7 protein-coding genes are annotated in these 5,761 nt (G+C 76.7%); 5 read left to right on the forward strand and 2 right to left on the reverse strand.

Translation table 11 applies throughout. From position 1 onward, the window contains the following. The first annotated feature begins 70 nt into the window (after positions 1-70). Together ABEB16_RS18400 and holA are read left to right on the forward strand one after the other, a co-directional pair. Positions 71-316, forward strand: a complete 246-nt coding sequence (locus ABEB16_RS18400; RefSeq protein WP_345713666.1) for a ComEC/Rec2 family competence protein — start codon at positions 71-73, stop codon at positions 314-316. Positions 317-358: 42 nt separating this feature from the next. Next, the gene (holA, locus tag ABEB16_RS18405) at positions 359-1,399 is read left to right on the forward strand and encodes a DNA polymerase III subunit delta (protein WP_345713667.1); all 1,041 of its coding nucleotides are present in this window, start codon (positions 359-361) and stop codon (positions 1,397-1,399) included. An 84-nt stretch (positions 1,400-1,483) separates the two neighbouring features. Here holA and rpsT read toward each other — a convergent pair whose 3' ends face one another. Further along, a complete protein-coding gene (gene rpsT / locus ABEB16_RS18410; protein ID WP_345713668.1) occupies positions 1,484-1,744 on the reverse strand; it encodes a 30S ribosomal protein S20 in 261 nt (86 codons plus the stop codon). A gap of 243 nt (positions 1,745-1,987) precedes the next feature. Here rpsT and ABEB16_RS18415 point away from each other — a divergent pair, with 243 nt between their 5' ends. From ABEB16_RS18415 to ABEB16_RS18425, 3 genes are all read left to right on the forward strand, one after another. Continuing rightward, positions 1,988-3,553 (forward strand): circularly permuted type 2 ATP-grasp protein, encoded by a 1,566-nt coding sequence (locus ABEB16_RS18415; protein ID WP_345713669.1) that lies wholly within the window; start codon positions 1,988-1,990, stop codon positions 3,551-3,553. A 109-nt stretch (positions 3,554-3,662) separates the two neighbouring features. Then, entirely contained in the window at positions 3,663-4,595 is a 933-nt protein-coding gene (locus tag ABEB16_RS18420) for an alpha-E domain-containing protein (protein WP_345713670.1), read from the forward strand. Beyond that, a complete protein-coding gene (locus ABEB16_RS18425; protein WP_345713672.1) occupies positions 4,595-5,434 on the forward strand; it encodes a transglutaminase family protein in 840 nt (279 codons plus the stop codon). The genes ABEB16_RS18420 and ABEB16_RS18425 overlap by 1 nt, the downstream gene beginning before the upstream one ends. Here the strand turns inward: ABEB16_RS18425 and ABEB16_RS18430 are convergent. Then, positions 5,377-5,761, reverse strand: a 385-nt coding sequence (locus tag ABEB16_RS18430; RefSeq protein ID WP_345713671.1) for a hypothetical protein, incomplete at its 5' end; no start/stop codon positions are given. The genes ABEB16_RS18425 and ABEB16_RS18430 overlap by 58 nt on opposite strands.

The raw sequence follows: 5,761 nt of genomic DNA on the forward strand, positions 1-5,761 counted from the left end.
GTGGACACCAGCCGCAACGGCGCCGGGGCCACCTCGAAGTCCGAGGACGCGCTGGCCTGGAGGTCCCGTCGTGGACGTCGTGAAGGTGGCCCACCACGGCTCGGCGTCGCAGGAGGACGCCCTGTACGCCGCGCTGCGCCCCCGGGTGGCGCTGCTGGAGGTCGGGGCGGGCAACGACTACGGCCACCCCGCGCCCCCCACCCTCGCGCTGCTGCAGCGCACCGGCGCCCGGGTGCTGCGGACCGACACCGACGGGGACGTGCTGGTGGCCGGCTCCGCCGCCGCGCTGCGCACCCTGGTGCAGCGCCCCGGGTGAGCGGCGTCCCGGGTGTCGTGCCGCGGTGGCACCCTGTGCTGCGTGCCCCGCGCCTCCACCTCCGCCCCCGGCGCGCGCCCGGCCGCGCGCGGTTCCACCGCCCGCGTGCTCGGCGCCACCGAGGTGCACGACGTCCCGCCCGCGCCCGTCGTGCTGCTCACCGGCCCGGAGGAGCACCTCGCCGACACCGCGCTGAGCTCGGTGCTGACGCGGCTGCGGCAGGAGACCCCCGACCTCGAGCGCACGGACGTCGCGGCCGCCGGCTACCTCGCCGGGCAGCTGGCGACGTGGACGAGCCCCTCGCTCTTCGACGAGCGCGCGGTCGTCGTCGTCGACGGGGTGGAGGCCGCCGCGGAGGCGTTCGTCACCGACGTGACCGCCTACCTCGCCGCACCGTCGCCGTCGACGGTGCTCGTGCTGCGCCACCGCGGCGGCAACCGCGCCAAGCGCGTGCTGGACGCGGCGCGCGCCGCGGCGCAGGCGGTGGAGGTGGCGTGCCAGCCGCTGAAGCGGGAGCAGGAGAAGGTCGAGTTCGTCCTCGCCGCGATGCGCCGGGCCCGCCGGCGGATGGACGCCGACGCCGCCCGCGCCCTCGTGCACGCCCTGGGCAGCGACCTGGGCGAGCTCGCCGCGGCCTGCGACCAGCTCTGCACCGACACCGACGGCACCATCACCGAGGAGGACGTGCGCCGCTACCACGGCGGGCGGGTGGAGGCCTCGGGCTTCGACGTGGCCGACGCGGCGGTGGAGGGGCACGCGGGCAAGGCGCTGGCGCTCGTGCGGCACGCCGCGGCGACGGGGGTGGCGCCCGTGCTGGTCGTGGCGGCGCTGGCCTCCCGGCTGCGCACGCTGGCCCGGGTGGCGGCGGTGCGCCGCCCCGCCGACGCCGCGCGCGAGCTCGGCATGGCGCCCTGGCTGGTGGACCGGGCCCGCCGCGACCTGCGGCACTGGTCGCCGGAGGGCCTGGGGGAGGCGATCCTCGCGGTGGCGGAGGCCGACGCCGCCGTCAAGGGCGGCGGTCCGGACGCGGACTACGCGCTGGAGCGGGCGGTGGTCGCCGTGGCGGAGGCCCGCAGCCGCTGAGCGACCCGCCCGCCGGCGGCCGGGTGCGACGAGGGCCGGCCCACCCGTGCGGGTGGACCGGCCCTCGTGCGCGGGCGGACGGCCTCAGAGCGAGGCGGCCTGCTTGGCCAGCGCCGACTTGCGGTTCGCGGCCTGGTTCTTGTGGATGACGCCCTTGCTGACGGCCTTGTCCAGCTTGCGGCTCGCGTGACGCAGGGCCGTGGTCGCGGCCTCGGCGTCCCCGCTCTTGGCGGCGTCGTGGAAGGCGCGCACGGCGGTGCGCAGCTCCGACTTGACGGCCTTGTTGCGCAGCCGGGCCTTCTCGGCCGTCACGATGCGCTTGATCTGGGACTTGATGTTCGCCACGAGACGTCTTTCTCTGTGAGGGACGGGTCGAAGAGGGCGGTCGGCCCACCGGGGACCTCCGGCGTGGGGCACCGGGTGGCGGCGGGGGACCGGAACCTCCGCACGACCGGCGAAGGAGCAGGTCAACACTACCAGTCGAGTCCAGGTCCTGGCGCCGCACGGCCGGTGCGGGGCCGCACCGACCCGGGGCGGCGTAACGCCCCCGACACGCGCCGGACACAGAGCCGCCCTAACCTCCGCGCCATGGCCGACCTCTTCGACGCGTACGGGACCTCGGGCAGCGCCGCCGGCGACCGGGCCCGCGACGAGATGTTCGAGAGCCCGGGGCTGCCCCGGCAGGCCTGGAGCGCCCTGCACTCGGCGCTGCTCGACATGCCCCGCCAGGAGCTGCGCTCCCGCGCCGACCTGCTCGCCAGCACCTTCCTCGACCGCGGCGTCACCTTCGACTACGCCGGCGAGGAGCGGCCCTTCCCCCTCGACGTCGTGCCGCGCATCGTCGACGCCGGCGCGTGGGACGTCGTCGAGCGGGGCGTGGCCCAGCGGGTGCGGGCCCTGGAGGCCTTCCTCGCCGACGTCTACGGCTCGCAGCGGGTGGTGCGCGACGGGGTGGTGCCCCGCCACGTCGTCGCCACGAGCAGCCACTTCCACCGGGCGGTGGCGGGCGTTGACCCGGCCAACGGCGTGCGCGTCCACGTGGCGGGCATCGACCTGGTGCTCGACGAGGAGGGCCACTACCGGGTGCTGGAGGACAACGTCCGGGTGCCCAGCGGCGTCAGCTACGTCCTGGAGAACCGGCAGGCCATGGCGCAGGCGATGCCGGAGGCCTTCGGCTCCCACCGGGTGCGCCCCGTGCGGCACTACCCGCAGCAGCTGCTGGCGGCCCTGCGCGCGGCGGCCCCCGGTGGTGCGCCCGACCCGACGGTCGTCGTGCTCACCCCCGGGGTGCACAACAGCGCCTACTTCGAGCACTCGCTGCTGGCCCGGTCGATGGGCGTGGAGCTCGTCGAGGGCCGCGACCTCATCTGCCGGGGCAACCGCGTCCTGATGCGCACCACCGCCGGCGAGCGCCGCGTCGACGTCGTCTACCGCCGCATCGACGACGAGTTCCTGGACCCGGTGCACTTCCGCAAGGACTCGATGCTGGGCTGCGCCGGGATCATGAACGCCGCCCGGGCGGGCACCGTCACCATCGCCAACGCCGTCGGCAACGGTGTCGCCGACGACAAGCTCGTCTACACCTACGTGCCCGACCTCATCCGCTACTACCTGCGCGAGGAGCCGGTGCTGGCCAACGTGCGGACGTTGCGCCTGGAGGAGCCCGAGGCGCGCGAGGAGGCCCTGGACCGCCTGGACGAGCTCGTCGTCAAGCCGGTCGACGGCTCCGGCGGCAAGGGCATCGTCGTGGGGCCCGACGCCTCCCGGCAGCAGCTGGCGGGCGTGCGCCAGCAGATCCTCACCGCCCCGCGCGGCTGGATCGCGCAGCCGGTGGTGGCGCTGTCCACCGTGCCCACCCTGGTGGGGGACGACCTGCGCCCCCGCCACGTGGACCTGCGGCCCTTCGCCGTCAACGACGGGGAGCGGGTGTGGGTGCTGCCGGGCGGCCTGACCCGGGTGGCGCTGCGGGAGGGCTCGCTGGTGGTGAACTCCAGCCAGGGCGGCGGCTCCAAGGACACCTGGGTGCTGGCCGGGCAGGACCGCGACGGCTGGGGCGAGGCGCCCGAGCGGGTCCCGGCGGTGCACGCGCCGCCGCCGGGCTCCCGGGCCCCCGACCTCGGCCCGGCCGCCCAGTCCGAGCAGCAGCAGCAGTGACCCCCGCAGCAGCGGCGGTGGTCCCCGCAGCGGCGGTGGTCCCCGCCGCAGCGCCGTCCCGCCCGGGCCCCGACCGCCCGGTCCCGCCCCGACCGCACGGAGGCCCCGCGTGCTGAGCCGCATCGCCGAGTCCCTGTTCTGGATCGGCCGCTACGTCGAGCGCGCCGACGACACCGCCCGCATCCTCGACGTCCACGTCGAGCGCAGCCTCGACGACCCCTGGCTCGACGAGGCGACGGTGTGCCGGGCGCTCATGGGGGTGATGGGCGTCCCCGACGACGGGGTGGACCCCACCCGGGCCCGGCTGCTGGCCCGCCTGGCCCACGACGCCGTCGACCCCAGCTCCGTGGCCGGGGCGATCGGCGCGGCCCGGGAGAACGCCCGCCGCGCGCGGGAGACGGTCTCCTCGGAGGTGTGGGAGGGCCTCAACACGACGTGGCTGTCCATCGCGTCGGGGCGCTGGACGACGGTGTCGGCGCACCGCTACTGCAACTGGGTCCGCGAGCGCACCGCCGTGGTGTCCGGGTTGGTGGACTCCACGATGAGCCGCGACGAGTCGTGGCACTTCCTGGTGCTGGGCCGCTCGCTGGAGCGCGCCGACATGACGGCCCGGCTGCTCACCACGGGGACGCTGCACGGGGCGGGCCCGACGTGGCCGACGCTGCTGCGCTCCTGCGGCGCCTACGAGGCGTTCCTGCGCACCTACTCCGGCAGCGCGCTGGGCGCCGCCGGTGAGGAGCAGGCGGCGGAGTTCCTGCTGCTGGACCGGCTCTTCCCGCGCTCGGTGCTCAACGCGCTGACGACCGCCGAGGCCAGCCTGGAGGCGCTGGAGCCGCAGGACCCGCGGGGGGTCCGCTCGGAGGACGCGCACCGCATCCTGGGGCGGGCGCGCACGGAGCTGCAGTACGCCGGCGACCTGCTGCAGCGGCTGCCGGAGCACATGGCGCGGGTGCAGGCGGCGTGCTCGGCGGCCGCGGAGGCGGTCGGGCGGCGGTTCTTCCCGCTGGTGGGGGCGACGAGCTGGGTGGAGGCGGACGCGTGATGCGGTTGCGGGTGGAGCACGTGACGACCCTGCGCTACGAGGGGTCGGCGACGGCGTCGTACAACGAGGCGCGGATGACGCCGCTGACGACGCCGGACCAGACGGCGCTGGACGCGCGGTTCGCCGTCTCCCCGCACGCGGCGGTGCTGCGCTACTGGGACTACTGGGGCAGCCACGTCACGGCCTTCGACGTGCACACCCCGCACACCGAGCTCGTCACCACGGCGAGCGCCATCGTGGAGACCGACCGGCCGGCGGGCACCCCCGCCGACGCCGGTGCGGGGTGGGCGGACCTGGCGGCGCCGGCGGTGGCGGACCGCTTCGTGGAGCAGGTGCGGCCCACGTCCCGCACCCGGGCGCCCGCGGAGGTCGCCGAGCGGGCCCGGGAGCTCGCCGCCGCGCACGGCCCGCACGAGACGGCCCTGCGGCTGTGCGGGTGGCTGCGCGAGGAGGTGGCGTACGTGCCGGGTGCCACGGGCGTGCACGACACGGCGGCGGAGTCCTGGCAGCAGCGCCGCGGCGTGTGCCAGGACATCGCGCACCTGGCCTGCGCGGCGCTGCGCGAGGTGGGGGTGCCGGCCCGGTACGTCTCCGGCTACCTGCACCCCACGCGGGAGCCGGAGGTGGGTCGGGAGGTGGTGGGGGAGAGCCACGCCTGGGTGGAGTTCTGGACGGGCGCCTGGTGCGGCTGGGACCCGACCAACGACGTCCCGGTGGGGGAGCGGCACGTGGTCGTGGCCCGCGCCCGCGACTTCAGCGACGTCAGCCCGCTGCACGGCGTCTACTCCGGGCCCGCCTCCAGCGTCGAGGCGTCGGTGCGGGTCACGCGCCTGGCCTGAGCGGGTCCGCCACCGGCCTCCGCGGCCCCGCCGGCCTCCTCGGCGGCGATCGAGGCGTTCGCGGCCGCGACGAGCTCCTTGACGCGCCGCAACCGCTGGCGGGCGGTGCGCTCGCCGACGCCGAGCAGCAGCAGGCCCTCCTCGCCGTAGCAGGACAGCACGAGGGCGGGGCCGAGGAGGTCGAGGGCTTCGCGGGGGTCCGCGCCACCGCGCAGCAGGTGGCGGGCGAGCTCCGCGCTGGCCTCCACGAGCGCGGCCGGGCTCTGGTTCCGCGGCGCGGGGACCGGTGGAGGCGGGTGCACGGCCCGCACCGTAGGGGGCCGCGGG

Origin of the sequence: Kineococcus glutinatus (assembly GCF_039542765.1) — a bacterium.
In the GTDB taxonomy this organism is placed as follows: domain Bacteria; phylum Actinomycetota; class Actinomycetes; order Actinomycetales; family Kineococcaceae; genus Kineococcus_A; species Kineococcus_A glutinatus.